Below are 25,862 nucleotides of genomic sequence, written 5' to 3' on the forward strand. Positions count from 1 at the left end.
AAATTAAAATGGACCTCTTTACCTAGAGGGCTATTATTTTGAGTTCATAGGGGACAGCTCTAGTTATCCCAGTATGAGACAGCCTCATTCTGCCCTGTTTCAAATGCTTTTGGACTCATTCTTTCGAGATGCTAATGGCACCTGATTTGATTATAAAATATCTTTATATAATCTTATAAGTTTTCTAAGTGACCTAAATTTTTATTTTGTACGCTATGAAGGATAGTTTGCAAAATTTCAATTCGTGCAGCATATTTACTATCATTGGCAATGATGTGCCAAGGAGAAATATCTGTGCTCGTATATTTGAACATATCTGATGCTGCTTGTAAGTAGGCATCCCACTTTTCTCTATTACGCCAATCATCTTCTGTTAATTTGAAGCTTTTTTGAGGTGTATTTTTTCGCTTGTAAAAACGACGTAATTGTTCATCTTTTGAAATTGCTAGCCAAAATTTTATAACAATTGTATTTGTATCAGACAGTTGTTTTTCGTACTGATTTATTTCTTCATAAGCATTTTGCCATTCTATTGGGTTAATTAAATCTTCTACACGTTCTACAAGTACACGTCCATACCAGCTGCGATCAAAAATATTAAGTGCCCCATTCGTTGAATGCTTATTCCAAAAACGCCACAAATAAGGACGTAATCGTTCAAAATTTTCTGGTGCTGAAATACTATGAATATTATATTCGTGTAGCCCTAGAAATTTAATGATGCGCTTAATTGAACTGCCTTTACCTGCGGCATCCATACCTTCAAAAACTAATACAACGTTATGTGATGAATAACGTAGAACATCTGCGACTTTCCTTTCTAGTTGTTTAATGGTTTTTTTATACTCTATGTGGCTAATTTCACTTTTTTTTATTTGAGTTAAACTTGAAGGAATAGGTGCCGCCTGATATTTTAATTTACTCTTAATTTGTACAGGTGGTAGTTTTAGATGTTTAAGTATTAATTGAGAAAATTGTGTATTTCTTTCTATATTGTTTTCACTATTAATGATTACCCAATCGTGGGTGAATCTATTTCTTAAAGTTTGAATTTGATTGTATAAGGTTTTAGTTTTCCATTTTTTTTGTGGAAAATCATCCCATGTAAAACGTGGAACTCTTTGGATTTTATTAATAATATCAATATTTTTTGTGCGAATTTTTACTTTGCTCCATGAAACATCAAACCAAACTTTAATAATATCTACATTATTATTTTTTAAGTAACTTTCAAATTCATATATACGCTTTAAGTGTTCGTTGAATGCATTATTTTGTATTTTTTCATCATTTAATATAGTTGACGCTAGTAAATCAGTATACCAATTCCCATAAAAAAACAGGATTTGTCCATTTTTTGGAATGTCATTTATGTATGGTTGCCAAATTAATTTATTTTCTTTGACTCTATTTGGGGTTTCAGCCTTAATTTTTAAATATCTAGGATCCATTAATTCACTTAGCTTTTTGATTGATTGATTTTTTCGCGTTAGTTCAATTCCGCCAATTATTACTAATATACTTTTTGATTTAGAATTCTTGAGTTTATATTGTTCTTGAATTAATTTAATGGAGAGGTCTTGATAATTCATTTTAAGTCTCGTTTAAAAAAATTTTAATAAAATAATTATAAATTCAGTTACAGTCAATGTTATTTTTTTATGGTTAAAGTTGTTTTGCAACAACTTTTTTTTGTGCCATTGAAACAAAGCCGACTAAAAAGATCGGTATTTTTTATTATTATTTTTATTAGTATGTTTAATATAAGTTATTGTTATTTATTGATATTTAAAATATTATAATATAAATTTTGACCTTTTATTATTTTAAGTTTATATTCTTTTCAGAAAATTTGTTGACAGCAATATTTTTATATGTCTTTGGAAGGGGGCTGTTGTGAGTCTTGAGATTTCAACTGTTTTAGAACATAAAGAAAACTTGAATAATGATTTTTTTAAGAAAAAGACACAGGTTAGAGCAATTGAATCTGATTTTAAGATGGTGAATCAGACTATTAAGCTTCTATCAGAAGGTGGCGTTAATGCAGTTACATTAGAGGCAGTAGGTGTGAATGCTGGATACAGTCGCGGTTTAGTTTCTCGGCGCTATGGTTCTAAGGATCAATTACTTGTTCGAGTTTTAAATTATTTGGAAAACTGGTTAAATGAGAAATCTAAAATTGCAACTAATAATAAATATGGTTTAGATGCTATTAATTCATTTATTTTAAGTATTTCAGATGATTTTTATTTGTATCGTGAAAAATATAGAGCATATTTTTGGTTGAGATTTTATGGTTTAGAGCAAAATAAAATTTTAAATGAATATCTGGTAAGATCTCATAATATGCGTGAGGAAAACATTATTAAATGGCTTAAAGAAGCATTAGCTCTAGAGGAATTATCACGAAATGTAGATATTGAAATGGTACATGATTTTATTAAAACATCATTGATGGGTTTAGTTCATAACTGGATGGTAGATCCTAATTTTAATATTGAAATTAGATTGAAGCAGTTAGTTTATATTCATTTAAAAAATATGTTTTCAAATTCTCATTTTTATCATTCTGTTAATTTTTGGGGTGAATAATATTATGCAATTTACCCAATTAAAATATAGTAGTTTTTTAATTATATTCAGTATTACTGGTTGTCAACAAATAGATCCTTATCAAAAGCCTAAAATTTCTTTATCTCATAATTATCCGATTCAAACTCAGCACTCTTACCAAGCACTTTCTTGGATTGATTATGTCAAAGATCAACAACTTATTAATATTGTCGATCTGGCACTAGTGGCGAATCAGGATTTAAAGATTGCTTCATTACGTATGCATGAAGCACAAGCGGCTTATAACATTCAACGTGCTGAACTTTTTCCGAATATAGGTGGTACTGCGAGCATGGAACGCAGTCATGTGCCTGCCGACTTATCTTATGTCGGTAGAGAAGTGACATCCAGTCAGTATTCTGTGGGTCTTGGCATGAACCAATGGGAGCTGGATTTGTGGGGTCGTATCCGCAGCTTGAATGAAGCGGCTTTGCAGCAATTTCTTGCAGTTGAAAGCAATGTGCGTGCAGCACGCAATAGTATTATGCAGCAAACTGTTCAAAGTTATTTAACGTTATCTGAACTGGATAAACGCATCCATTTTGCTCAGCGCTCTGTACAGAATTATGAAAAATCAGTACGAATTTTTAAGCGCCGTTTTGAGGTGGGTGCAGGCTCTAAAGTGGAATACATGCAAGCAAAAACAATGCTCAGTAATGGTCAAGCTTTAGTGGCTGAAATACAGAAATCCCGTGCACTGACTGCAAACTATTTAGTGCAATTGGTGGGACAGCCGATTTCTTTGCCTAAAACAGATTTAGATCAAGTGACTTTTAAAACAAGTATGCTACAAACGGGTTTGCCTTCAGACTTATTGTTGAACCGTCCTGATATTCATGCTGCGGAAGCAATGCTTAAATCTAAGCATGCCAATATCTATGCGGCACGCGCAGCATTTTTTCCACGTATCGCACTGACGGGCAGTTTTGGAACAGCCAGTGCAGATTTAGACGATTTATTTAAATCTGGCAGCAGTGTTTGGTCGTTTGCTCCAAGTATCAGTGTGCCGATTTTTACTGCGGGTCGTCTAAAAAATAATTTGACCTTAGCAGAAGTGCGTAAAGAGATTGCAGTGGCAGAGTATGAAAAGACGGTACAGAACGCATTCCGTGAAGTCTCTGATGCACTGGTTCAACAGAAATATTTAGATCAACAATTACGGATTCAGAAACAAGGACTCAGTGCTTTCCAGGAAACTGCACGGCTGGCACAACTGCGTTATGACAACGGTGCTGTGGGATATTTAGACGTTTTGGATGCACAGCGCAATTTACTTAGTGCAGAACAGCAATGGATTGAAACGCAAAGTAGCTTAATGCAGTCCTATGTCAGTCTTTATTTTGCCTTGGGTGGTGACACCGCATTTGCAAAAAAAATTTAAAATATTGGGTAATTAAACATGAATTTTAAGAAAATAACCATTGCTGGGTTCATCGTTGTTTTAGGGTTGGTCGCTTATCTGATCTGGAAAAATATGAATAAGCCAGACACTGATGCCTTAGTCAGTGGCAATGGACGTATTGAAGCCACTGAAATTAACGTATCTAGTAAGCTATCTGGTCAGTTAGAAGAAATTTTGGTTAAAGAAGGTGACTTTGTCGAGCCTGGTCAAATCTTGGCGCGGGTTAAAATTTCTGCTTTAGAGGCCCAATTGCGTGAATTGGAAGCACAACAGCGTCAAGCCCAGGATGCGATTGCGACAGCGGAAGCACAAGTGTCAATGCGCATTAGTGAAAAATCTGCTGCTGAGGCAATGGTACAGCAGCGTGAAACCGAATTGATGGCCGCTAAAAACCGTTTGGCGCGTACTGAGGTTTTAGCCAAAGAGGGAGCCTCATCAAAGCAGCAACTCGATGATGAACGTGCCTCTGCGCAGCAAGTAGCAGCGGTATTAAGCGCAGCTAAAGCACAAGTGCAAAGTGCGCAAGGTGCGATCGTGGCCTCTAAAAGTCAAGTTTCAGCGGCTCATTCTCAAGTTGATGCAATCAAAGCATCGATTGAACGTATTAAATTTGATATGGATGATGCGCAATTACGTGCTCCATTAAAAGCAAGAGTGCAGTTCCGTGTTGCACAGCCGGGTGAATTGGTGGCAGCAGGTGGACGTGTTTTAAATCTGATTGATCTGTCTGATGTGTATATGACCTTCTTTTTGCCGGAAACTGTCGCAGGGCATATCGCCATTGGTACAGAAGTTCGCATTGTGTTGGATGCCGCGAAAAATGTGGTGATTCCTGCCAAAGTGTCATTTGTTGCAGATACTGCACAGTTCACACCAAAATCGGTGGAAACTGAAAGCGAACGCCAAAAATTGATGTTCCGTGTTAAAGCGAAAATTGATCCGACTTTATTAAACAATAATATTGAACAAGTCAAAACAGGTTTGCCGGGTGTGGCATATATCAAAATTGATGATCAGGCAGTGTGGCCGACATTTTTAGAGAAAAAAGCTAAATGATGACACAACAATCTGAAAAAGGATCGTTTGTTGCAGAAATTGAAAATGTCAGCCTGAAATATGGAAAAACAGTCGCGCTTAATAAAGTGTCGTTAACGTTACCTGCAGGTTGCATGATTGGTTTGATTGGTCCAGATGGGGTAGGTAAATCTAGCTTATTGGCTTTGCTGTCAGGTGCTAAAATTGTGCAGCAGGGGAAAGTAACAGTCTTGGGTGGTGATATTGCAGATAAATATCATCGAATTCAGGTCTGCCCATATATTGCCTATATGCCGCAGGGTCTAGGAAAAAACCTCTATAAAACATTAACTGTTGAAGAAAATTTACAATTTGTGGCCCGGTTATTTGGACATGATGCCATCGAGCGCCGCAAACGAATTGATGAACTGACCAAGAGTACAGGTTTATACAATTTTTTAGATCGCCCAGCAGGAAAACTTTCTGGCGGGATGAAGCAGAAATTGAGTCTATGCTGCTCTTTAATTCATGATCCGGATTTTCTGATTTTAGATGAGCCTACAACAGGGGTTGACCCTTTGGCGCGAGCGCAATTTTGGGAATTAATTAACCGTATTCGCAAAGTTCGTCCACATATGAGTGTAATTGTTGCTACTGCTTATATGGATGAGGCACAAGGTTTCGACTGGCTTGCAATGATGGATGATGGGGAAATTTTAAAAACTGGCACACCGCAGGAGCTGCTCAGTCAAACCCAAAGCATCAGCTTAGAAGATGCATTTATTAAATTGCTGCCAGAAGAAAAAAAAGCCGGTTATGAACCTGTCGTGATCCCGCCCTTGCCAGATTATGGTTCAGATACCTTTGCACTTGAAGCGAAAGATTTAACAGTAAAATTCGGAGATTTTACTGCTGTAGATCATGTTAATTTTCAAATTAAACGTGGTGAGATTTTTGGCTTTCTAGGTTCAAATGGCTGCGGTAAATCTACCACCATGAAAGTGCTGACGGGCCTCTTAGAAGCATCGGAAGGGCAGGCATGGCTGTTTGGTCAGCCCGTTGAAGGCAGCAATATTGAAACCCGGCGTCGTGTGGGCTATATGTCGCAGGCTTTTTCCCTGTATAGCGAACTGACTATTGTGCAGAATTTGGTATTGCATGCCAAATTATTTCATGTGCCACAAGAGCAAATTGAGCCGCGTGTACAACTGATGCTCGAGCGTTTTGATCTTGAGAATGTGAAAGAAAAACTGCCTGATGATTTGCCCTTGGGGGTTCGTCAGCGTTTATCACTCGCAGTGGCACTGGTGCATAATCCTGAAATTTTAATTCTGGATGAACCAACATCTGGGGTTGACCCGATTGCGCGTGATAATTTCTGGCGCTATTTAATCAATTTGTCGCGTAATGATGGGGTCACGATCTTTATTTCAACTCATTTTATGAACGAAGCGTTGCGCTGTGACCGAATGTCAATGATGCACGCTGGACGAGTGCTTGACAGTGCGTCACCAGCACAGCTGATAAAAAACCGCCATGCTGAAACACTTGAAGAAGCTTTTATCGGTTATTTGATTGATGCTGGTGCAGGCACTAAAGATCAGCCCAATGATTTGGCGAAAAGTATTGCTGAAACAAATGGCAGTAAAGAACTGAATGCCAAGCCAAAAAAATTCAGTTTGCGCCGGTTATTGAGTGTTGCCTGGCGTGAATCTTTGGAGTTGGCGCGTGATCCGATTCGCGCCACCATGGCTTTAATGGGGTCATTAATTTTACTGCTGGTCATGGGCTACGGCATCACCATGGATGTTGAAGACCTCAAATTCGCTGTGTTGGATCGTGACCAAACGAGCTTAAGTCAAAACTACAGCATGAGTATTGCAGGGTCGCGTTATTTTATCGAACAGCCAGCGCTGCAAAGCTATGATGATATTGATCAGCGTATGCGTAGTGGGGATATTTCCTTGGCGATAGAAATTCCGCCAAATTTTGCTCGTGATGTTGCTCGTGGTGAACAGGTGCAAGTCGCTGCGTGGATTGATGGTGCGATGCCACAGCGTGCAGAAACTGTGCAAGGTTATGTGCAGGGGATTCACACGTATTGGCTGATGCAAAAAGCATTGGAACAAAGTGGTTATAAAACATCTAGTACTGTGAGTGTTGAAACTCGTTACCGCTATAACCCAGATATTAAAAGTTTACCTGCGATGACCCCCGCAGTATTGCCTTTATTATTACTGTTGATTCCTGCCATGTTGACTGCTTTATCTGTGGTGCGAGAAAAAGAATTAGGTTCGATTGTGAATTTGTATGTCACACCAGTGACGCGGACAGAATTTTTAATTGGTAAACAGATTCCATATATCTTGTTGGCAATGTTGAACTATTTCCTTATGTGTTTGGTCATGGTTACTTTATTTGATGTACCTGTAAAAGGTAGCTTCTTTGCTCTGACCTTAGCTTCTTTTTTGTTTGTAATTTTTGCCACAGGTATGGGCCTATTGGCATCTACTATTACCAAAAGCCAGATTGCTTCAATGTTTTTAGTCATGATTGGGACTTTGATACCAGTTATGCAGTTTGCTGGAATTATCAATCCTGTATCGTCTTTGGATGGGTTTGGACGCTGGTTTGGGGAAATTTATCCGGCAACGCATATGGTCAATATCAGTCGTGGAATTTTTAATAAAGGTTTGGGCTTTGATGATTTGAAACAGGCCATTTGGATCATGGCCATGGCTGTTCCGGTAGTAATGTTTGCTGCTATTGCCTTGCTGAAGAAACAGGAGCAATAAGATGTTCACAAAATTACAGAATATCTACCAGCTCGGCTGTAAAGAGCTTTGGAGTCTCTGGCGCGATCCAATCATGTTGGTGTTAATTATTTACACCTTTACTGTATCAGTTTACACATCATCAACTGCTGTAAAAGAAACATTGAATATGGCGCCGATTGCGATTATTGATGAGGATCATTCAACTTTGTCGGAACGGATTTCTTCAACATTTTATCCTCCGAATTTTACCAGTAAAACCACAACGCTTAGCACGATGGATGCGGGTATGGATGCAGGTGAGTTTACTTTTGCAGTAAATATTCCACCCAATTTTCAGCAAGATGTATTGTCTGGCGAAAGTGCAGAGATTCAAGTGAATGTTGATGCGACTCGTATGATTCAAGCCATGTCGGGCGCAGGCTATATTCAGCAGATGATTCAGTCTGAAGTGAATGAATATGTGCTGCGTAACCGTGAAGTTACTAATCTGCCTATAGATTTGGCGATACGCTCCCGTTTTAATCCAACACTGGAAAATCAATGGTTTATGAGTGTCATGCAGATTATTAATAACGTGGCAATGCTTTCAATTATTCTGACTGGTGCAGCGCTGATTCGTGAACGTGAGCATGGCACCATTGAACATTTGATGGTGATGCCAGTAACGGTATTTGAAATCATGATGTCCAAAGTCTGGTCAATGAGTCTTGTGGTATTGATCGCAGTATTTGTTGGCTTAAAAGTCGTGATTCAGGGTGTATTGCATGTCCCGATTGATGGTAGTTTGCCGCTCTTTTTCTTTGGCGCCTTACTCACACTGTTTGCAACCACTTCGATGGGTATTTATATGGCAACCGTTTCAAAATCTATGCCGCAGTTTGGTTTGTTAATGATGCTGGTACTAATTCCAATGCAAATGCTGTCAGGCGGATCTACTCCACGCGAAAGCATGCCGGAAATTGTGCAGCAGGTCATGATGATTGCCCCAACTACACACTTCGTCTCTTTGGCTCAGGCCATTTTATACCGTAATGCAGGATTCGATGTGGTGTGGCCATCATTTGTATGGTTGTTAGGTATTGCGTCAGTGTTTTTTTATGTGTCTTGGAAGCGCTTTAAAGACACGATTCATACCATGGCGTAAAGAGTTTCCCTTTTGCAGGCAGATGACTCCCTGAATAGTCTGCCTGCTTTTTTTTATTCTTTGATAATAATTCAATGGCGCAAGATTTAAATAAATGTCATTTAATAGCATAATTTTTTTGAAATTTATAGGGGAATGTAGTGCTTCAAATTCTCTCTGAACTATGTGGCGGTGTCGGTCTATTTTTAATTGGTATGACGTTACTGACTGATAGCCTTAAAGAAATTGCAGGTCAGACCTTGAAGGAGTTACTGACACGGTTTACGGCAACACCGTTTAAAGCCATGCTGTCAGGTTTGGGCATGACATTGCTGGTGCATTCATCTACAGCAACAATTGTCGCCGCGATTGGTTTTGTCGGAGCAGGGGTACTTAGTTTCACGCAAGCCATGAGTGTGGTGATTGGTGCCAATATCGGCACAACCAGTACTGGTTGGATTGTGGCATTTTTGGGCATGAAATTTTCCATTTCCATGTTGGCATTGCCGATGATTGCTTTTGGCGCTCTACTTAAACTCATTGCTAAAGGTCAAATGGCTTTATTGGGTTTTGTGATTGCAGGCTTTGGTCTGATTTTCTTTGGCATCGATGTTTTGCAAAAAGCCATGGCGGGGTTTGCTGCACACTCAGATTTATCCTTTTTTGGTTATGACAGCTTGTGGTCACAATTGGTTTTGGTGCTGATCGGCATCATTATGGCGATGCTGCTGCAGTCCTCTAGTGCATCTATTACAGCGACTATGGCTGCTTTAGTCAGCGGTGCAATTGATTTACCGCAGGCACTATATATGGTGATTGGGCAAAATATTGGTGCAGTCGGCATTACCGTGATTTCGGTGATTGGTGCTTCGATCAATGCCAAACGTACAGTTGCTGTGAACGTGATTTTTAATCTCATCAGTGCGATTGTGGCATTTTTCATGTTGGCTCCGTTTTTTCTTTGGTTGATTAAACACAGTGCATTTTTCAGCAGCATTGATCAGGTGATTATGCTCGCGCTGTTTCATACCACGTTCAGTGTGTTGGGGGCATGTATATTTATGCCAAGTCTGAAATTTTTAGAACAGAAAATTATCCAATGGTTGCCAAGTAATAATCCTGCCATTTTAGACAGTCTGGATGATGCTAGTTTACAAGTACCTGCTATTGCAGTAGAGGCTGCGGAAAAGGCAGTATATTTCAGCATATTTGAGATTTTTAAAATTCTGCAAATGGTTTTTCAGACCGGTACATTACCTAGACAGCAGCAGCTGAATACGCTGAATGAGATTATTCAGCATATTGAGCAGTATTTAGAAAAAATAGCGATTCCTGAGCATCCTGCACTCAAACAAAAATTCTTATCATTACTGCGAGTAATGGTCTATGTACGTGTCTTACATAATGATTTAGAGCGTTTAGATAATGCCATATTGCTACGAACACAGCCGGCAATTTTTCAGTTAGCACTAGATTATTGCAATATTTTAGAAAGTTACTTTTCACATATAGAACAGTTAGCAGATCGGTCAGTCATTGAAAATCTTAGAGCCGATTTAAATCAGTTAAAAAAATGGACCAGTAGCCATCGTGCCGAAACGCGTAAAAAAGTCATGGAATATACCGAAGTAAATCAATTAAGCGCATCCAAAGGGGTGGAATTATTAGCTGCACAGCGTTGGATGGATCGCTTAATTGCACATAGCTATCGTTTCTCTAACGTGATGTATGAGCGTCTTTTAGAGGAGTCTTGATGAATGTGGTTCATCGCATTTTTTATCCAGCTGTGTTGAGGCTAAGAAATTGAATACTGTATTACTAGATTTGTCCTTTCAAGAATTATTGAGAGTCATGGTATCTGCATTAGGCTGCGGTTTATTAATCGGTTTAGAACGGGAAAGGCATAATCGTAAAGAAAGTGAACCCAGTTTTGCCGGACTGCGTTCATTTACCATTTGCGCCTTGCTTGGGGCAGTATGTTTTTTACTACATCTTGCAGTAGGTATCTTAGGTGCATTTTCAGTCACGACTTTTTGTGTTTATAGCCTGATTAAACAAAAACAGGATATTGGTGCGACCACTGAACTGGCATTTTTGATGACCTATTTGATTGGTGCATTATGTGTGTTTAATGTGCCGCTTGCTGCAGGGTTAGCGGTAGTGTTGTGTCTGATTTTAATGGGCAAGCAGTCATTGCATTATTTTGCTGGCAATTGGATTCAGCATTTTGAACTGCGTGACGGTTTGTTTTTACTGGCACTGATTTTAATTGCCTTGCCACTGATGCCGGATCAGGCAATGTGGGGCACAGTACTCAATCCATATGTGATTCTAAAACTGCTGATCATGATTTTAGGCGTACAGTCCTTGGCACATATTGCTAAACGTCTCTTGCCAAACAATAAAGCCTTGATGTTGTCATCTTTGGCATCCGGTTTTGTTTCTAGCACCGCAACTATTGCCAGTTTGGGCATGGAAGTCCGTTCAGGCAAAGCAGAAGCCAAATCTAATGCTGGTGCAGGCTTAATTTCCTGTATTGCGACCCTGTTACAGCTGCTGATTATTGTCGCAGGGATTAATTTTGCTTGGTTTAAGGTTTTATTGTTGCCTTGCAGTATTGGCATTGCAGTGCTTTTGATCATTGCCTTGATGTTAATTCATTCATCCAAAGCGACGATGGGTCAACAGGCTACACCACAAAATGATATTACGCATATGGACAGTCGGATGTTCAGCATTAAGGAAGCCTTGATCATTGTGGTAACACTGACAGTGATTCAAGCAGCGGTATATGGCTTGAATGTAGTGTTGGGTGATAGCGGTTTGATTATTGGGGCATTCTTCGCTTCTTTATTTGAAGTGCATGCCGCCATGGCAACGGTGGTGATGCAAGGAACACCACAGCAGATGACGTTGGTCTACGCTATGATGATTGGTTTGGCTGCACATGCATTTTCTAAAAGCATCAATGCATTTTTAACTGGTGGCGGGAAATATTTTCTATATTTTGCCCCCGCACAAATGCTGCATATGGCGATTTTAATGGCGGTACTTTGGATGGTTATTCAGTAAATTTAGGATTTATTTTCAATATTTTAGAATGATATTTAAGTTTTTGTTTTGTAATTCTATTTATTTTTAGCCAACTAAAAATGGCATTGCTTTTAAGAAATATGGGTAGTATATGAATTCCGTAGTTACACAAGCCTCCCCCCCGGTATATGGTCAAGTTGAGCGATATATTAATCGCGAGTTGTCAATTTTAGATTTTAATTTACGTGTCTTAGAACAAGCGGTCGATCCTTTAAATCCACTCTTAGAAAAATTGAATTTTTTATTAATTTTTTCTAGAAATTTAGATGAGTTTTTTGAAATTCGTGTTGCAACTATGTTGGAACATTTTGTTCAAGAGCGAGACATACAAACGGCTGATGGTTTATCCCCACAAGAAATTTTACATCAAATTTCGGAGACAGCACATGCTGCGATTGAACGCCAATATCAAATTTTAAATGAGCAAATTTTTCCGCAGTTAAGAGAAGAAGGCATCAGCTTTTTAAGACGTGGAGAGTTAACTCAAGCACAATCTAATTGGGTCAAAAAATATTTTCAGGAACAGGTTGCACCAGCCTTAACACCAATAAGTTTAGATCCTGCGCATCCCTTTCCACGCTTGGTCAACAAATCACTTAATTTCATTGTGACTTTGGAAGGTAAGGATGCCTTTGGCCGTCAGATCGATTTGGCAGTGGTTCCTGCACCACGTTCATTGCCACGTGTGGTGCGTTTGCCAGATGAGTTGACCGAAGGCAAAGAGCATCATGTGATGCTCTCTTCAATTATTCATACTCATGTGTCTGATTTATTTCCGGGAATGACGGCAACGGGTTGCTATCAATTTAGAGTAACCCGAAATGCAGATTTAACGTTAACTGAAGATGTTGAAGACTTAGCGGAAGCCTTAAAAGACGAACTCAGTTCACGCCGTTTTGGTCGGGCAGTACGTTTGGAGGTCAATAAAAATTGTCCAACACATATTTATGAATACTTACTCAAAGAATTCGATTTGGATACGCATCAATTGTATCGTGTCGACGGGCCTGTTAATTTGGCTCGATTGGTCTCGGATTTTAAACGCCCATATTTACGCTATGAGCCACATACTCCTGTGATTCCAAAAATACTGAAAAAATCTGCAAATATTTTCAGTGCGATGCAGAAACAAGATATTTTATTGCATCATCCTTTTGAATCATTTTCCCCTGTAATTCGATTATTACGTGAAGCCGCGCAAGATCCGCATGTTTTGGCCATTAAACAGACCTTGTACCGTAGCGGTGCAAATTCAGAAATTGTGCAAATTTTGGCTGAGGCGGCAAGAAATGGTAAAGAAGTCACCGCAGTGATTGAATTACGGGCACGGTTTGATGAAGAGTCCAATATCGCTGTTGCCAATGTTTTACAGGAAGCGGGTGCCGTGGTGGTATATGGCATTGTCGGCTATAAAACTCATGCCAAAATGATTTTGGTGGTACGCCGAGAAAATCAAAAACTGGTGCGCTACGCACATTTAGGTACAGGAAATTATCATGCTGGCAATGCCAAAATTTACACTGATTACGGTTTATTAACGACCAATCAAGATTTGTGTGAAGATGTACATCGTATTTTTCAAGAATTAACCGGTATGGGCAAAATGGTGAAGTTAAAGAAACTTCTACATGCACCATTTACTTTGCATAGTCAGTTGATGAATTTTATTGAAAACGAGATTGTGCTTGCGAAAGCAGGGAAACCGGCAAAAATTATCATTAAGGTCAATGCACTAACCGAAGTTCAATTGATTAATAAATTATACGAAGCTTCTCAAGCTGGTGTGCAAATAGAATTAATCATTCGTTCTATTTGTTGTTTACGTCCAGGCCTAATTGGCTTATCAGAAAATATTCGTGTTCGCTCAATTGTAGGGCGTTTTCTTGAGCATACTCGTGTCTATTATTTTTACAATAATGGTGATACACGTGTGTATTGTTCTAGTGCTGACTGGATGGAGCGTAATTTATTTAAACGTGTTGAAGTGTGCTTTCCTATTGAAAATACTAGACTCAAAAAAAGAATTTATCAGCAAGGGTTAGAAAATTATTTAATGGATAATCAACAAGCATGGCTATTACAAAGTGATGGTAGTTGGAAGCGTAACTCATGCATAGAAAATGAAAAGCCACATAATGCGCAGCACTTTTTGTTAAGCGTTATAAAGTAAATGCTTAACTTAAAGTTAACTCTTTTTAGGCCTATTCAACAACATTTAAGAAATTATGATCTTTCGATACAGGTGGAATGCCACTAATTTTAAAGTAGCAAGCACTTTGCCACCTTTTGTCAAATAAAGTTATAGGCAGATATAATATTTTAAGTTGTTGGATGGTCATTGTTTTTTGATTTAACACATTTAAATAGGATAAACATTTTTGGGTACTTTATATTTTGATCAAGTCTTACCTGTCCAGATGCCGAAGTTGATCTTTTTGCCTTGGTAAAAATATTTCATTTGGCTTATTTTATTTCATAGCGAATGAGTACGATGAAACAATAATGACATAATTTGAATATATCTAAATTATGTCGGTTTTCATTTGATCTAAATTTTTTAAATTCTTTTCATATCATTATATGAAAAATTTCTGTATTAGCTGATAGTAATACGGTAGAGAATAATTAAAAAACTGCTGATTAAAATGATAAGAGTAAAGGGAATTAAAAATTTATTAGATGTGAGCTTCATTTTTTCATTTTCCTATCACAAGATGCTGTTTTATATATTATAATTATACTATAAGTTATGTTGAAAATAACAAAAAATATGTAATTTTTTAACATGATTTTAAAAATTTAACTGAAATTGATAAGGGTTATTTTCGATTTTTATTTTCTCAATTTGATGAAAAAATATGAACCAATTTTCATAAAAGGTAGTATAGATTTAACTCTTAAAAAAGCAATTTTTGATATTGTTAAATTAATTTTGTTATATTTGAAAATTAGATGGTATTGAATTTGGATGGAGAGAATTCTTACTACTTCTAATTATCTTGATATTAAGTGTAAAACCAATACTTATAGGTTTTACACTTATATAGATTCTAAATCTAAATTATTTTACTGATTAAATCTTAGATCATCCCAATAACATGGCACTACAATCAAATTGTTCTCATGTAACCGTGACCATAATCGGGCACCTAAATCCCGCTGCATATTTTGGATTGTGAAATTGGAAATCAGCAGTGTAGATTTCATATTGTCATAACGACTATATAAAACCTTATGCACCATCTCCAGGCGTTTTTCATGTCGGTCATGCAGGCCATATTCATCTATCACCAATAAATCAAAACTGGAGAAATGCTCGATAACTTCCTTTTCAGAGCGTGAAGCATCTGACCAGGTGTCCATCATTTTTTGAGCAATTTCTGCACTGGTATAGTAGCGTGCAGATTTTGTACTGTTATGCAGAATGTTGCGAATGATTGACGCACTCAGATGAGTCTTTCCTGTACCTGGTGTACCAATGAGCAGCAGGTTTGGATAATGGTCAGAAATAATTTGCTGTGCAAAAGCCTGACATAGTTTTATGGCATTGTCTTGAGCAGGACATGCAACTACATAATTCTTGAAGCCACGGTCCAGGTAGCGTTTATTGAGCCCTGAGTTTTTGATTTTCTGTTGCAGCAACCGTTGTTGCAGCTCATCTGCATAGGCTGCATGTGAGCGATGGACCATTTCTTTTGCACACAATTTGCAAAGCCTGTGACCGGCGATTTCCATCAGGGGTATATGATGGGTAGGGCAGAGTGCTTCTGTTGTTTCTGCGCGAAACTGGAGCGTTTTAAGCATGGTATTCATGATTGTTCTCCTAAATCCATTTTGAATTTTCTAAAAAACTCTCATTTTTTTCTTCAAAATTTGAAGATGAAGATGAAGATGAAGATGAAGATGAAGGGCATGGTTCAAGCATGACTTGAGTAATACTCGGGCTCTTCTCAGGAGCTGCTTGAGCATTTACTTTTCGTTGCTTGGCTGATGCTTGAGCATTAGTTGCGGATTTTCCCCAACGTGCTTGAGCTGCATTTTTAGCTTTATCAGATTTCATTTGCTGATTTTGCAATGCCTGGCTTTTTAAACTGGTTAAAAAACTTGAATGAATTTGCTCAGATTCGATTTCAAACAATTCCAGGGCTATTAGCGTATTCAACAAAGTTTTAGCCTTGGTATGTTGCGATAATTTTGTGATGCTACATACCGTAGCTAGGTCATGAGGAATAGCACCGTTTTTCCAGAAATCCATCATTAACAGCAGTGCCGCACCAATTTGTTCTGCTGTCATTCGTGCAAATTTCGCCTGTAGGTCGCCAATATAGAGTGGCATCCAAATTGAAATATGTTTATGCATGTGTTCACCTTTTTTATAGGTATAGAGGGCTAAGGTCATCAATCAGATGACCTTGTATATTTATTTGATCAGGGAGCTAAGCTCATTAACCGGAGGCGAGCCTGTTGGGCTAGGTCATCGTAATGGGCTTGTCCATCATCCAGCAGTCGCTGTAGCCACAGTCTTAACGCCTGGTGATCATCGAAGCATTTGTTGATCTCCAGCAAAAACGCCAGATTGTGCAGTTTGGGAATGTGTAGCTCATGGATTAATTCACGAGCGACCGTATCCGCTTCAGGACTGACGACCACACCACCAAAGAAAGCTTTACTATTCATGTGCAAGCTCCTCTGTATTTAGTTTTTCCAGCATGGCTTCAAATGCACTGCCATCACGACGGGTAACATTGGGGATGTAACGGCTATAGACCCGGAATAGCATTTCAGTCGTTGAATGTCCCAATTGACGTGCGATCCATTCCGGATTCTCTCCTGCCGACAGCCAGAGCGTTGCTGCTGTATGACGTGTTTGGTAGGCTCTTCTAGGCTTTAATCCTAGAAAGCGCAAGATCGGATGCCAGACACGTTTATTCACCAAACGGTAATCGAGAGGTCCACCATCACGATTGCAGAAAACAAACTCTGATTTACCATTATTTAAGCTTTTCTGTTGCAGAAAGGCTTGGTAAACGCGGTCACTCATCTGGATTGTGCGGTCAGAACCATAGGTTTTGGTTCCACCCAGTTCCCCATTCACCAAGGCTTCACGAATATGGATTTCCCGACGTTGCAAGTCCACATTTTTCCATTGCAACCCATCAATTTCACTGGTGCGCATACCTGTGAAAAACCGAACAGTGTAATAAGGCTTAAAATCATCACGAACTGTGGCCAAGATTGCATGTACTTCCTTTAATGAAAAAGGCGTGACTTCAATTTTCCCTTGCTTTAAGTTCTTGATATTCTTATAAGGACTGTCAAAGTCATATCGTTCGGCAGCACTATCGAGTATCATACGAAGTGCTATCATAATCTGGTTGATTCTTGATGGTGAAAGGCATTCTTGGTTTTTCCCGTGAGTCACTTTGGCGAGGGATGAACGGAATCCAAGAATGTCTGACTTTTTGATATTAATAACCGGAATTGTGCCAAAAAAAGGAATTAAGTACTTTCTGATCACAATTTGAATTTTTTCCTTGTAGCTTGTACGCCATTCTATTTCTTTATCAGTGAACCAGATTTCACAGAACTTAGAAAATAGAGGTGTTTTTGAGCTGATTTCATTTACTCTGTTTTCTGCATTTTTGATTTCTTTCAAACGAGAACTTTTTGGAAAGTATTTAGCATAGTCAAAAATACCCAATAAGATTTCTGCCTCCATTCGTTCAATCGCTTTTTCAAGCTTTTTTCGATTTTGAGCATTGTCTTCAAGAGCGGTGGTTTCACGGCAACGGATACTTAAGTATCGAAAATCGACACATAACTTACCGTATCTAGTACGAATAGCAGCCATAATTATGTTCTCCTTACAGAAGTTGTAGGCTGTGTAGCGAGCCTAAAGTTGTTTTAGTCATATCTTCTTCAATACGCTCCCATACATATAAAATTTTGCGACCACCAAAAGGGCGAATGTAATGAATGCCTTCGATCAAAACGCTATCTTTTAACTGATTACGGATAGTACGTTCGTTATAATGGATTCGTTCCGCCAATTCTTTTGTAGTAATATAAGTAAGATTCATGTTTGTATCCTTTTATAAAGTATCACAATGGTGTTATTTAAGACCACAATGCGATAATAAATGCATTTAAGACACTATGCAAGTACTTTATTACACAATGGTGGTAATTAATGATAGTTTGTAACTTGCCAGTGCTTTTGGCAGAGCGAAGAATGAAAGTTGCGGATGTAGTTCGAGCGACTGGAATGAGTAAGACAACATTGCATAAGTTATATAATGGTCAATCGACTCGAATAGATTTTGAGACCTTAGAAAAATTGTGTGTATTACTTAATGTTGAAGTGGGTGATTTATTAAAATTTAAGAAAAATGAAGAGCAGAATGATTGATTAAAATTGAGTTTTTTGATCATAAGTAAATGTTTTAACTATGTATTTTTGGTGACCAAATTTGGTCACCATCAAAATAAAGCAAATAAAAAAATACTAAAATAGATGGAAAAAAGGGAAGTCAAGTGTATGGGGAAGGTGTTCTGATTATCTATACTGAAATTGATTAAAAAAATACCAGAATAGCGAATGAATTGATTCGTATATGATAAAGGGAAGGCACGTTTAGGGCACTTTTGGTCACGCAGCGAGCTTATACAATACTTTTTCTAAAATTTTTAGAGCTTCTTCCAAAGCTGGAACATATAGGTTTTAGAAAAAATATTATTAATAATCAACAAGAAAAAAGCCCCCATCTTTCGATGAGGGCTTTTTGAATCTGGAGCGGGAAAGGAGACTCGAACTCCCGACCCCAACCTTGGCAAGGTTATGCTCTACCAACTGAGCTATTCCCGCGGAGTCTATAAAGTTTTTTAAGTGAAAAAACTAAATGAAAAAATTTTGAGCGGGAAAGGAGACTCGAACTCCCGACCCCAACCTTGGCAAGGTTATGCTCTACCAACTGAGCTATTCCCGCATGCCGTGTATAATACATTATGCAAAAATAGGGTCAATAACTTTGTGAAAAAACTTGCATCAATTGCATAAAATAAAACCATTTTGTGCAGGTTTGCTGATTTTATAAACAAGATGGATGCTTAAAAAGAAAATTTTATCCTGAAATCTAGGAATGATAGGTTGTATAGGCACGAAGATTGAATCGGAACACGGTATACTGAAGCCAGAAATTGAACTATTTCGGAGTATCTTGATGAATTTAGAACAACAGTTGATTCAACGCCTGCAAGAGTTATCACCAGTTCATTTAGAAGTGGTGAACGAATCATCCGGTCATGGCGGCTATTTCCCGGGTAAAGAATCGCATTTTAAAGTGATTGTGGTGAGTGACATTTTCCAAGGCTTGCGTTTGGTGCAACGTCATCAAAAAATTTATGCAGCAGCAGGGGACTTGCTTGCACCAAGCCGTATTCATGCCCTGGCGATTCATGCTTTTGTGCCATCAGAATGGCAAGGACAAGACACCTCAAGTCCTGAATGTGCACATGCGCCAAAAGCTGAATCGTAAGGAAGATTAAACAATGGATATGCAGCTGACGGTAAAAATTGTGCATATGATTGCGGTGACTTTATTGATTGGGGCAATCCTTGCACGTGCTTTTACTTTATTTGTTGGAGTCAACGGCAATCAGCCCAATCCGGTGGCACGAAAATTTCTGGTCGCCTGGCAACATCTTGCCATGACGATTATTGTTTTGACCGGGCTAACTTCATTAGTGATTAAGAATTTTGAAGTACAATCATGGTTTTATGCCAAGATCATCCTGTTTCTGGTGCTGTTTTCTTCCTTGATCAAAGCCTATAAAAAAGATGACAGTATTTTACTGATCCAGCGTCGCGCAGGTTTAATGATTGCAGTGGCTGCACTGATCGCCATTATCGGATTAGTCATCATCAAGCCGAATTTTGGCTAATTGTTAGACATGATTATTCTAGATGTAAGATGTGTAGGATAAACTGCAATTCATAGATAACTATAAATGATAGGGGGCTTCCAATGCTGGTACGTGTGGTTTTTAATCAAAAAGGTGGGGTCGGTAAGTCCAGTATTGCCGTCAATCTGGCTGCAATTAGTGCACATCAGGGGTTGAAAACCTTGCTGATTGATCTCGACCCTCAAGCCAATTCCAGTCAATATCTATTGGGGGATGATGCGACCTATACGGTGGATAAACCGGCGCTGGAACCCAATATTGAAAATTATTTTCAGGAAGTGTTGGGGGCAACCCAAAGCAAAGGACTTTTAGGCAATGCCATTGGTTCCATTTTAAAGAACCGTGATAAAGGTCTGGAGCATTACGTGCACCAATCACCTTTTAAAAATCTGGATGTGATTCCTGCAAGTCCGACTTTGGGTGCACTGGCTCATGCCTTGGAGTCAAAACACAAGATTTATAAATTGCGTGATGCCTTGCAGCAACTGCAAGGACAGTATGACCGGGTGTATATCGATACACCGCCGGCTTTTAACTTCTTTACCTTATCGGCGTTGATTGCTGCCAGTCGCGTGCTGATTCCTTTTGATTGTGACGTATTTTCAAAACGTGCATTACAGACTCTGATTGAAAACGTCATCGAAACTCAGGATGATCACAATGACCATCTGGAGATTGAAGGGATTGTGGTCAATCAGTTTCAGGCCCAGGCTAAATTACCGCGTGAAGTGGTGCAACAGCTGAAAGATGAAAGCTTGCCTGTATTAGACAGCATGTTGCCGCCGTCCATTTTAATGAAAGAATCGCATCTTAAAAATCAGCCTTTGATCCATTTGGCGACTGATCATAAATTGACGCAAGCCTATCAATCGTTGTTCAATGAAATTGAGCATATATAAGTATTGAGATTTCTCATGAAAACGATTTATCTAAGCCTTCTTTTGGGAAGTACGGTTTTATTGGCTGCATGTGCAACGACGGTAAAACCGAGTTATGTTTCTCCGACCCAGTATCAAGCGCTCAATTGCCAGCAATTGCAAAGTGAATATAATCGTATTCAGCAATATATCGACAATGGTGTGCAGGCACCAAAACGCACTGGCGTCGGTGTGGGTGTCGGTGTAGGCGGTGGTTGGGGCAGTCATGGCGGCTGGGGAATCGCTCCGAGTGTTTCAGTCAATATGGGACAATCTTCAAATAGCAAAAACACTGAACTGGCACGTCTATTGGGTGAACAGGAAGCTGTGGTTCAGGCGGCAAAATTCAAAAACTGCCCAATTATTGTTCGTAATAAAGTTCAATAATTCATCAATTTATCCCGCTGTTGAGGTGCTGTACCCGACAGCAGGGTGATAAAATATTAGCAAAATGTTTCAATGTAAATATTATTAATATCAATTGGTTGTTGTTTTTTGATGGAATCTTTAAACGCATCAGGTGATGTTTTTTTATCGAGAAATACTTGTCATTTTTTATCGGTTTCATATATGGTGTGCCCCATCAGGATGGTGATATCAGGTATGTATGATCGAGAGTTGGCTTTTTGTATTGGCAGTGATTGCGGTATTGATGATTCCGGGTCCAACCAATGCATTACTTGCAAGCTCGGCTTATCAACAAGGCATTGCTAAAACCAGTCTGTTTATTCCGGCAAAAATGCTTGGCTATTTTTATGCCATTAATTTGTGGGCATTACTTATTCATTTGTGTGATCCAGTATGGCCGAACTTTATTCATATCCTGCATTTTTGTAGCGCCATTTATGTGAGTTGGATGGCTTTTCATTTGTGGAAAGCGTCAGATTTGGAAAAGCATAATCAACGGCATCCTTCGATCCGACCTCGACAACTGTTCTTTTCTACCTTCAAAAATCCTAAAGCCTTATTATTTGCTGCCGGTGTTTTACCGCTTGAAACCTGGAACAATCCCACCAATTTTATTTTAGTATTTGCAATGTTCAGTCTGGTCCTGTTACCTACGGTGGTGTTCTGGATGTTTTTTGGGCGGGCCATTCTGGCAGGGCAGTCCAGACAAATAAAAGCCGATCTGTTATATAAAGGATCGGCCATGTTGCTGATTATGTGTATGTTACCCGTTGTGATTCGCTTCTTTTAATGCACCTTTTTGAGTTTCTGGCGAATAAAACCAATAATGCCCGGCAAGACACTAATAATAATGATGCCAAAAATTAGATGGGTAAAATTGTCTTTAACAATCGGCATATTGCCAAATAAGTAGCCTAAAATCACAAAAGAACCGACCCAGCAAATGGCACCAATGACATTAAAGCTGAGGAAATATTTATAATTCATGTGACCTGCACCGGCGACAAACGGGGCAAAAGTACGGGCGAATGGAATAAAACGGGCAAAAATAATGGTTTTTCCGCCATGTTTTTCAAAGAATTTTTGCGTATAGGTTAAATGCTTTTTATTAATGAACCGTGATTCAATTTCAAAGACACGCGGCCCAATAAATTTACCAATATGATAATTCAGCGTGTCGCCCAATACTGCAGCAGTAAACAGCAAGATGACCAGAATATAAGGATTCATTGCGCCTGTGGATGCTGCTAAGGCTCCTGCTGCGAACAGTAGGCTGTCACCCGGCAGAAACGGCATCACCACCAAACCGGTTTCTACAAAAATAATCAAGAAAAGAATGGCATAAATCCACACGCCGTAATCGGTGATAAATTCGAGCAGATGGGCATCAACGTGTAAGATAAAATCAAGCAGTTCCATGGCGCTACAGACAGCAAAAATGTGCTGAAATCCTAGCAGTCTGGGGCATGAAAGTCAGTACCAAAAAGAAAATTAATTGCATTTTCATCCTTCCCTTTTTTCACAATGATTTATCTTACAAATTATTTATTGACCCCGATAAAAACAGGCTTAGGATGAAGAGGTCATTAAAACAAAAATCAAAAGGTGACCTCATGTTTAATCCGAATATTTTTATAAAAAATCTGCTGCAAGGTCTGCAAACCGATGCCTTTATCGCTTTGGTTGCACGTGTATTGATAGCCTATATTTTTCTGATGTCTGGCTGGATGAAAATCAATGCTTATACTGCAACGGCCGGGTATATGGAATCTAAAGGTGTCCCGGGCAGTCTGCTGCCTTTGAGTATCCTGGTCGTCGCTGGCGGTGGTCTGGCCTTGTTCTTTGGTTTTCAGGCCCGCCTGGCTGCTTTGGGCTTAGCCATTTTTACCTTTATTTGCGGCTTTATTTTCCACGGCACCGGGACACCGGATGATGCCATTCACCTGATGAAAAATATTGCCATGACTGGTGGACTATTGTTCTTGATGTTGCATGGTGCAGGTAAATTCAGTGTAGATGACATGCTAGAGAGATCATCACCAGAATTGAGGAAAATAGAAGGTTGATTCTAGCTTGTACAGGTCTTTTTGTAATTACATAAAACCTGTGCACAGTACATAAAAGCTGCGTACAAATTGCCAGGATTTTGCTTCAATAAAGCTTGATGAAGCTACCAAAGTGGAGTCAGTCATGAAGCAAATGTTATGGGTAATTTTTATCTCTGGTGTAATGTTTTCTACAGTATCTTGGGCGGGTAAAAGTGATCAGATGATCGTGAATGAAGCTGCCCAAAATGCGGTAACGGTTGCAGAAGCAACACAACTGGCAGATGAAACTGCAGTGACCTTGTCTGGAGTTATTGTCAAACGAATACGGGGCGATCATTTTGAGCTCAAAGATGGTTCCGGTTCAATTGACATTGATGTCGATGATGATTTTTGGAAACCGATGGGCTTAAAGGCCGGTGATCAGGTGAAAGTGATGGGTGAAGTGGATACTCAAAGTGATCAATCCACCAACATCGATGTTGTTAAAATAGAAAAACTGGTAAACCCAAAGGATAAATGGCTTTGGTATAATCAGCATTAAGCTGCAAGATTTGACTTAATCACCAAAGTCCTAGAGAGCATACGACACGGTCTAAACAGATGAGATCGATATCCATCATGATGAAATTGAAGGATATCTAAATCGTGAAAATAGAAAAATGGCAATATAAACAAGGCATCTGGACGGGTGCCTTGTTGTGCCAGAAATATAATGCAATCAACGAATTGAAAGCCTTGTGCGAATAGTGTGCTTAATGCGCCGAAAAATGATAGAATGCAGCGCTTATTTCGTTTGCCTTGCATAGTTGTTTGTCATGACTACCAATACTCAAATCACTGAAGACCGCATCCTGATTCTGGATTTCGGTTCTCAATACAGTCAGCTTATTGCACGTCGTGTACGTGAAGCTGGTGTATATTCTGAAATGTATGCCTATGACATGTCTGAAGAAGACATTCGCGCATTTAAACCAAACGGTATCATCTTGTCGGGTGGTCCGGAAAGTGTTCATGAAGAAGGTAGTCCACGTGCGCCTGAAGTTGTATTCAACCTGGGCGTACCTGTATTGGGTATTTGCTACGGCTTGCAAACCATGTCTGAACAGCTTGGCGGTAAAGTAGAGCCAGGTACCGTGCATGAATTTGGTTATGCTGCGGTAGACGTTTTAGTGCGTGACCAGCTTCTGGGTGATTTAGACGATGGCGAAAACAAACTCAATGTTTGGATGAGCCATGGCGATAAAGTGAGTGCAATTCCGGAAGGTTTCCAGGTGACTGCCAGTACACCAAGCTGTCCATTTGCAGCAGTAAGCGATGAAAAACGCCGTTTCTATGGCGTGCAGTTCCACCCGGAAGTGACCCATACTGCAAAAGGTGCCGAGTTATTGTCTAACTTTGTACACAGCATTTGTGGTTGCCGTAATCTTTGGAACTCGGAAAATATCATCGACCTGCGTGTTGAACAGTTACGTGAACAGATTGGCGATCAAAAAGTATTGCTTGGTCTTTCAGGTGGCGTAGATTCATCTGTAGTTGCTGCGCTTCTTCATAAAGCCATTGGCGACCAATTGACTTGCGTATTCGTAGATAATGGCTTGCTTCGTTTGAACGAAGGCGAGCAAGTGATGGATATGTTTGCGAAAAACATGGGTATCCGTGTAATTCGTGCTGACGCTGAAAACCGTTTCTTATCCGCTCTCGCAGGTGAAGTTGACCCTGAGAAAAAACGTAAAATCATTGGTCGTGAATTCATTGAAGTCTTTGCTGAAGAAGCACGTAAACTTGATGGCGTAAATTTCCTGGCACAAGGTACGATTTACCCGGACGTGATTGAATCTGCTGCAACTAAAAACGGTAAGGCACACGTAATTAAATCACACCACAATGTGGGCGGTTTACCAGAAGATTTAGCCTTTGAACTGGTTGAGCCAATCCGTGACCTGTTTAAAGATGAAGTACGCCGTTTAGGTACCACTTTAGGTTTGCCACACGAAATGCTTTATCGTCATCCATTCCCGGGTCCAGGTTTGGGCGTGCGTATTTTGGGTGAAGTGAAAAAAGAATATGCCGACATTCTTCGTCTAGCTGATGACATCTTCATGCAAGAACTTCGTGCCAGCGGTTGGTATGACAAAACTGCTCAAGCCTTCGCTGTATTCCAACCGGTTAAATCTGTTGGTGTAGTGGGCGATGGCCGTCGTTATGCATGGGTAATTGCACTTCGTGCCGTTGAAACTGTGGACTTTATGACAGCACGTTTCGCGCATCTTCCATATGAACTGGTAGACAAGATTTCAACGCGTATCATGAACGAAATCAAAGATGTTTCACGTGTGGTTTATGACGTGTCATCTAAGCCACCAGCAACGATTGAATGGGAGTAACTTTCAGCATAGCTGAAAGTCTTGCGAGGTGACAAAGCAGTGCTTTGTTATTTCACCTCTCAGGGTTTCAGGAAGCACTGCTTCCTGCCTAAATTACGCCATGAGCAAAATTAAAAGCATT

Annotated in this window: 24 protein-coding genes and 2 tRNA genes; 17 read left to right on the forward strand and 9 right to left on the reverse strand. The window is 39.3% G+C overall.

Annotated elements, in window-relative coordinates; all coding sequences use genetic code 11:
- Window positions 1-173: 173 nt before the first annotated feature.
- On the reverse strand, window positions 174-1,592 hold the full coding sequence (locus GTU69_RS08655) for a hypothetical protein (protein ID WP_016165642.1): 1,419 nt from the start codon (window positions 1,590-1,592) through the stop codon (window positions 174-176).
- 304 nt (window positions 1,593-1,896) lie between these two features.
- Here GTU69_RS08655 and GTU69_RS08660 point away from each other — a divergent pair, with 304 nt between their 5' ends.
- From GTU69_RS08660 to ppk1, 8 genes are all read left to right on the forward strand, one after another.
- Complete coding sequence (locus GTU69_RS08660; RefSeq protein WP_016165641.1) at window positions 1,897-2,592, forward strand: TetR/AcrR family transcriptional regulator; 696 nt, start codon at window positions 1,897-1,899, stop codon at window positions 2,590-2,592.
- A gap of 4 nt (window positions 2,593-2,596) precedes the next feature.
- On the forward strand, window positions 2,597-3,994 hold the full coding sequence (locus GTU69_RS08665) for an efflux transporter outer membrane subunit (RefSeq protein WP_016165640.1): 1,398 nt from the start codon (window positions 2,597-2,599) through the stop codon (window positions 3,992-3,994).
- Between the two features lie 18 nt (window positions 3,995-4,012).
- The gene (locus tag GTU69_RS08670) at window positions 4,013-5,071 is read left to right on the forward strand and encodes an HlyD family efflux transporter periplasmic adaptor subunit (RefSeq protein WP_005137629.1); all 1,059 of its coding nucleotides are present in this window, start codon (window positions 4,013-4,015) and stop codon (window positions 5,069-5,071) included.
- The gene (gene rbbA / locus GTU69_RS08675) at window positions 5,068-7,824 is read left to right on the forward strand and encodes a ribosome-associated ATPase/putative transporter RbbA (RefSeq protein ID WP_016165639.1); all 2,757 of its coding nucleotides are present in this window, start codon (window positions 5,068-5,070) and stop codon (window positions 7,822-7,824) included. Before GTU69_RS08670 ends, rbbA begins: the two co-directional genes overlap by 4 nt.
- Before the next feature lies 1 nt (window position 7,825).
- On the forward strand, window positions 7,826-8,950 hold the full coding sequence (locus tag GTU69_RS08680; protein WP_016165638.1) for an ABC transporter permease: 1,125 nt from the start codon (window positions 7,826-7,828) through the stop codon (window positions 8,948-8,950).
- A gap of 140 nt (window positions 8,951-9,090) precedes the next feature.
- Window positions 9,091-10,683 carry a Na/Pi symporter gene (locus GTU69_RS08685; protein WP_004907089.1) on the forward strand — a complete coding sequence of 531 codons (1,593 nt, stop codon included), beginning with the start codon at window positions 9,091-9,093 and terminating at the stop codon, window positions 10,681-10,683.
- A gap of 49 nt (window positions 10,684-10,732) precedes the next feature.
- Complete coding sequence (locus GTU69_RS08690) at window positions 10,733-12,001, forward strand: MgtC/SapB family protein (protein ID WP_004907087.1); 1,269 nt, start codon at window positions 10,733-10,735, stop codon at window positions 11,999-12,001.
- A gap of 112 nt (window positions 12,002-12,113) precedes the next feature.
- On the forward strand, window positions 12,114-14,192 hold the full coding sequence (ppk1, locus tag GTU69_RS08695) for a polyphosphate kinase 1 (RefSeq protein ID WP_004907085.1): 2,079 nt from the start codon (window positions 12,114-12,116) through the stop codon (window positions 14,190-14,192).
- Window positions 14,193-15,088: 896 nt separating this feature from the next.
- On the opposite strand, the gene GTU69_RS08700 is transcribed toward ppk1, so the two are convergent.
- From GTU69_RS08700 to GTU69_RS08720, 5 genes are all read right to left on the reverse strand, one after another.
- On the reverse strand, window positions 15,089-15,835 hold the full coding sequence (locus GTU69_RS08700) for an ATP-binding protein (protein ID WP_004985725.1): 747 nt from the start codon (window positions 15,833-15,835) through the stop codon (window positions 15,089-15,091).
- A gap of 10 nt (window positions 15,836-15,845) precedes the next feature.
- Window positions 15,846-16,382 (reverse strand): DUF1376 domain-containing protein, encoded by a 537-nt coding sequence (locus GTU69_RS08705; protein WP_026039984.1) that lies wholly within the window; start codon window positions 16,380-16,382, stop codon window positions 15,846-15,848.
- Window positions 16,383-16,450: 68 nt separating this feature from the next.
- Window positions 16,451-16,699 carry a hypothetical protein gene (locus GTU69_RS08710; protein ID WP_004985719.1) on the reverse strand — a complete coding sequence of 83 codons (249 nt, stop codon included), beginning with the start codon at window positions 16,697-16,699 and terminating at the stop codon, window positions 16,451-16,453.
- Window positions 16,692-17,873: a site-specific integrase gene (locus GTU69_RS08715; protein WP_004985718.1), complete on the reverse strand. Its 1,182-nt coding sequence runs from the start codon at window positions 17,871-17,873 to the stop codon at window positions 16,692-16,694. The genes GTU69_RS08710 and GTU69_RS08715 overlap by 8 nt, the downstream gene beginning before the upstream one ends.
- Window positions 17,874-17,886: 13 nt before the next feature.
- Window positions 17,887-18,102, reverse strand: a complete 216-nt coding sequence (locus GTU69_RS08720; protein ID WP_004985715.1) for a hypothetical protein — start codon at window positions 18,100-18,102, stop codon at window positions 17,887-17,889.
- Window positions 18,103-18,212: 110 nt separating this feature from the next.
- On the opposite strand from GTU69_RS08720, the gene GTU69_RS08725 reads away from it, so the two are divergent.
- The gene (locus GTU69_RS08725) at window positions 18,213-18,431 is read left to right on the forward strand and encodes a helix-turn-helix transcriptional regulator (RefSeq protein ID WP_010588955.1); all 219 of its coding nucleotides are present in this window, start codon (window positions 18,213-18,215) and stop codon (window positions 18,429-18,431) included.
- Between the two features lie 380 nt (window positions 18,432-18,811).
- Here the strand turns inward: GTU69_RS08725 and GTU69_RS08730 are convergent.
- Both GTU69_RS08730 and GTU69_RS08735 read right to left on the reverse strand, forming a co-directional pair.
- Window positions 18,812-18,887, reverse strand: a tRNA-Gly gene (locus tag GTU69_RS08730).
- 48 nt (window positions 18,888-18,935) lie between these two features.
- Window positions 18,936-19,008 (reverse strand) — tRNA-Gly (locus GTU69_RS08735).
- A gap of 234 nt (window positions 19,009-19,242) precedes the next feature.
- Between GTU69_RS08735 and GTU69_RS08740 the strand changes: the two genes are divergently transcribed.
- The 5 genes from GTU69_RS08740 to GTU69_RS08760 all read left to right on the forward strand — a co-directional run bounded on the left by GTU69_RS08740 (window position 19,243) and on the right by GTU69_RS08760 (window position 22,099).
- Window positions 19,243-19,557 carry a BolA family protein gene (locus GTU69_RS08740; RefSeq protein ID WP_166169801.1) on the forward strand — a complete coding sequence of 105 codons (315 nt, stop codon included), beginning with the start codon at window positions 19,243-19,245 and terminating at the stop codon, window positions 19,555-19,557.
- A gap of 13 nt (window positions 19,558-19,570) precedes the next feature.
- Complete coding sequence (locus tag GTU69_RS08745) at window positions 19,571-19,963, forward strand: SirB2 family protein (protein ID WP_166169803.1); 393 nt, start codon at window positions 19,571-19,573, stop codon at window positions 19,961-19,963.
- Window positions 19,964-20,046: 83 nt separating this feature from the next.
- On the forward strand, window positions 20,047-20,883 hold the full coding sequence (locus GTU69_RS08750; protein WP_166169805.1) for a ParA family protein: 837 nt from the start codon (window positions 20,047-20,049) through the stop codon (window positions 20,881-20,883).
- A 15-nt stretch (window positions 20,884-20,898) separates the two neighbouring features.
- Entirely contained in the window at window positions 20,899-21,288 is a 390-nt protein-coding gene (locus tag GTU69_RS08755; protein WP_166169807.1) for a hypothetical protein, read from the forward strand.
- Window positions 21,289-21,508: 220 nt separating this feature from the next.
- Window positions 21,509-22,099 carry a LysE family transporter gene (locus tag GTU69_RS08760; protein WP_166169809.1) on the forward strand — a complete coding sequence of 197 codons (591 nt, stop codon included), beginning with the start codon at window positions 21,509-21,511 and terminating at the stop codon, window positions 22,097-22,099.
- On the opposite strand, the gene GTU69_RS08765 is transcribed toward GTU69_RS08760, so the two are convergent.
- Complete coding sequence (locus tag GTU69_RS08765; RefSeq protein ID WP_166169811.1) at window positions 22,096-22,728, reverse strand: DedA family protein; 633 nt, start codon at window positions 22,726-22,728, stop codon at window positions 22,096-22,098. The two genes, GTU69_RS08760 and GTU69_RS08765, sit on opposite strands and share 4 nt — an antisense overlap.
- 194 nt (window positions 22,729-22,922) lie before the next feature.
- Here GTU69_RS08765 and GTU69_RS08770 point away from each other — a divergent pair, with 194 nt between their 5' ends.
- From GTU69_RS08770 to guaA, 3 genes are all read left to right on the forward strand, one after another.
- Window positions 22,923-23,375, forward strand: coding sequence for a DoxX family protein (locus GTU69_RS08770; RefSeq protein ID WP_166169813.1), 453 nt, complete (start codon window positions 22,923-22,925; stop codon window positions 23,373-23,375).
- 124 nt (window positions 23,376-23,499) lie between these two features.
- Entirely contained in the window at window positions 23,500-23,898 is a 399-nt protein-coding gene (locus GTU69_RS08775; protein ID WP_166169815.1) for a NirD/YgiW/YdeI family stress tolerance protein, read from the forward strand.
- Between the two features lie 274 nt (window positions 23,899-24,172).
- Window positions 24,173-25,741, forward strand: a complete 1,569-nt coding sequence (gene guaA / locus GTU69_RS08780; RefSeq protein ID WP_166169817.1) for a glutamine-hydrolyzing GMP synthase — start codon at window positions 24,173-24,175, stop codon at window positions 25,739-25,741.
- Window positions 25,742-25,862 lie beyond the last annotated feature (121 nt).

The organism is Acinetobacter sp. SA01 (genome assembly GCF_011319235.1).
Lineage (GTDB): Bacteria > Pseudomonadota > Gammaproteobacteria > Pseudomonadales > Moraxellaceae > Acinetobacter.

Bases quoted from the DNA above. Each gene is read 5' to 3' on its own strand.
- GTU69_RS08655 (WP_016165642.1), bottom strand. From the start codon at position 1,592: ATGAATTATCAAGACCTCTCCATTAAATTAATTCAAGAACAATATAAA.
- GTU69_RS08665 (WP_016165640.1), top strand. From the start codon at position 2,597: ATGCAATTTACCCAATTAAAATATAGTAGTTTTTTAATTATATTCAGT.
- GTU69_RS08670 (WP_005137629.1), top strand. From the start codon at position 4,013: ATGAATTTTAAGAAAATAACCATTGCTGGGTTCATCGTTGTTTTAGGG.
- rbbA (WP_016165639.1), top strand. From the start codon at position 5,068: ATGATGACACAACAATCTGAAAAAGGATCGTTTGTTGCAGAAATTGAA.
- GTU69_RS08680 (WP_016165638.1), top strand. From the start codon at position 7,826: ATGTTCACAAAATTACAGAATATCTACCAGCTCGGCTGTAAAGAGCTT.
- ppk1 (WP_004907085.1), top strand. From the start codon at position 12,114: ATGAATTCCGTAGTTACACAAGCCTCCCCCCCGGTATATGGTCAAGTT.
- GTU69_RS08700 (WP_004985725.1), bottom strand. From the start codon at position 15,835: ATGAATACCATGCTTAAAACGCTCCAGTTTCGCGCAGAAACAACAGAA.
- GTU69_RS08705 (WP_026039984.1), bottom strand. From the start codon at position 16,382: ATGCATAAACATATTTCAATTTGGATGCCACTCTATATTGGCGACCTA.
- GTU69_RS08710 (WP_004985719.1), bottom strand. From the start codon at position 16,699: ATGAATAGTAAAGCTTTCTTTGGTGGTGTGGTCGTCAGTCCTGAAGCG.
- GTU69_RS08715 (WP_004985718.1), bottom strand. From the start codon at position 17,873: ATGGCTGCTATTCGTACTAGATACGGTAAGTTATGTGTCGATTTTCGA.
- GTU69_RS08720 (WP_004985715.1), bottom strand. From the start codon at position 18,102: ATGAATCTTACTTATATTACTACAAAAGAATTGGCGGAACGAATCCAT.
- GTU69_RS08725 (WP_010588955.1), top strand. From the start codon at position 18,213: ATGATAGTTTGTAACTTGCCAGTGCTTTTGGCAGAGCGAAGAATGAAA.
- GTU69_RS08740 (WP_166169801.1), top strand. From the start codon at position 19,243: ATGAATTTAGAACAACAGTTGATTCAACGCCTGCAAGAGTTATCACCA.
- GTU69_RS08745 (WP_166169803.1), top strand. From the start codon at position 19,571: ATGGATATGCAGCTGACGGTAAAAATTGTGCATATGATTGCGGTGACT.
- GTU69_RS08750 (WP_166169805.1), top strand. From the start codon at position 20,047: ATGCTGGTACGTGTGGTTTTTAATCAAAAAGGTGGGGTCGGTAAGTCC.
- GTU69_RS08755 (WP_166169807.1), top strand. From the start codon at position 20,899: ATGAAAACGATTTATCTAAGCCTTCTTTTGGGAAGTACGGTTTTATTG.
- GTU69_RS08760 (WP_166169809.1), top strand. From the start codon at position 21,509: ATGATCGAGAGTTGGCTTTTTGTATTGGCAGTGATTGCGGTATTGATG.
- GTU69_RS08765 (WP_166169811.1), bottom strand. From the start codon at position 22,728: ATGGAACTGCTTGATTTTATCTTACACGTTGATGCCCATCTGCTCGAA.
- GTU69_RS08770 (WP_166169813.1), top strand. From the start codon at position 22,923: ATGTTTAATCCGAATATTTTTATAAAAAATCTGCTGCAAGGTCTGCAA.
- GTU69_RS08775 (WP_166169815.1), top strand. From the start codon at position 23,500: ATGAAGCAAATGTTATGGGTAATTTTTATCTCTGGTGTAATGTTTTCT.
- guaA (WP_166169817.1), top strand. From the start codon at position 24,173: ATGACTACCAATACTCAAATCACTGAAGACCGCATCCTGATTCTGGAT.